Source organism: Vagococcus fluvialis (assembly GCF_003337315.1).
Taxonomy (GTDB): Bacteria; Bacillota; Bacilli; order Lactobacillales; family Vagococcaceae; genus Vagococcus; species Vagococcus fluvialis.
The window spans coordinates 1-1705 of the sequence record NZ_QPJV01000022.1; the positions used below are offsets into that span (position 1 = coordinate 1).

General features: G+C 50.7%; 1 rRNA gene. It reads left to right on the top strand.

The annotated features are described in order from the left end of the window. Positions 1 to 89: 89 nt before the first annotated feature. Positions 90 to 1647: ribosomal RNA gene (locus DFR54_RS12995) — 16S ribosomal RNA — on the top strand. Positions 1648 to 1705: the final 58 nt, after the last annotated feature.

Sequence of the window (1705 nt, forward strand, 5' to 3'; positions counted from 1 at the left end):
TTAGTAGAAACAAACCATATTTAGTGAATACAATTCGCTAGCAAGTTTTAAAATTAATGAGCTAAACATCTTTAAGATGTTAATCAACTTTTATTGAGAGTTTGATCCTGGCTCAGGACGAACGCTGGCGGCGTGCCTAATACATGCAAGTCGAACGCTTTGATTTTCACCGGAGCTTGCTCCACCGAAAATCAAAGAGTGGCGGACGGGTGAGTAACACGTGGGCAACCTGCCCAACAGAGGGGGATAACACTTGGAAACAGGTGCTAATACCGCATAATTTGTTTTCCCGCATGGGAGAATAATAAAAGACGCTTCGGTGTCACTGTTGGATGGGCCCGCGCTGCATTAGTTAGTTGGTGGGGTAATGGCCTACCAAGACCGTGATGCATAGCCGACCTGAGAGGGTGATCGGCCACACTGGGACTGAGACACGGCCCAGACTCCTACGGGAGGCAGCAGTAGGGAATCTTCGGCAATGGACGAAAGTCTGACCGAGCAACGCCGCGTGAGTGAAGAAGGTTTTCGGATCGTAAAACTCTGTTGTTAGAGAAGAACAAGTGGGAGAGTAACTGTTCCCACCTTGACGGTATCTAACCAGAAAGCCACGGCTAACTACGTGCCAGCAGCCGCGGTAATACGTAGGTGGCAAGCGTTGTCCGGATTTATTGGGCGTAAAGCGAGCGCAGGCGGTTTCTTAAGTCTGATGTGAAAGCCCTCGGCTCAACCGAGGAAGGTCATTGGAAACTGGGGAACTTGAATGCAGAAGAGGAGAGTGGAATTCCATGTGTAGCGGTGAAATGCGTAGATATATGGAGGAACACCAGTGGCGAAGGCGACTCTCTGGTCTGTAATTGACGCTGAGGCTCGAAAGCGTGGGGAGCAAACAGGATTAGATACCCTGGTAGTCCACGCCGTAAACGATGAGTGCTAAGTGTTGGAGGGTTTCCGCCCTTCAGTGCTGCAGTTAACGCATTAAGCACTCCGCCTGGGGAGTACGGCCGCAAGGCTGAAACTCAAAGGAATTGACGGGGGCCCGCACAAGCGGTGGAGCATGTGGTTTAATTCGAAGCAACGCGAAGAACCTTACCAGGTCTTGACATCCTTTGACCACTCTAGAGATAGAGCTTTCCCTTCGGGGACAAAGTGACAGGTGGTGCATGGTTGTCGTCAGCTCGTGTCGTGAGATGTTGGGTTAAGTCCCGCAACGAGCGCAACCCTTATTGTTAGTTGCCATCATTCAGTTGGGCACTCTAGCGAGACTGCCGGTGACAAACCGGAGGAAGGTGGGGATGACGTCAAATCATCATGCCCCTTATGACCTGGGCTACACACGTGCTACAATGGACGGTACAATGAGTCGCGAGACCGCGAGGTTTAGCTAATCTCTTAAAGCCGTTCTCAGTTCGGATTGTAGGCTGCAACTCGCCTACATGAAGCCGGAATCGCTAGTAATCGTGGATCAGCACGCCACGGTGAATACGTTCCCGGGCCTTGTACACACCGCCCGTCACACCACGAGAGTTTGTAACACCCAAAGTCGGTGAGGTAACCTTTTGGAGCCAGCCGCCTAAGGTGGGATAGATGATTGGGGTGAAGTCGTAACAAGGTAGCCGTATCGGAAGGTGCGGCTGGATCACCTCCTTTCTAAGGAATATTACGGAAACACATTGGTTGAATTTACTTTGTTCAGTTTTGAGAGATT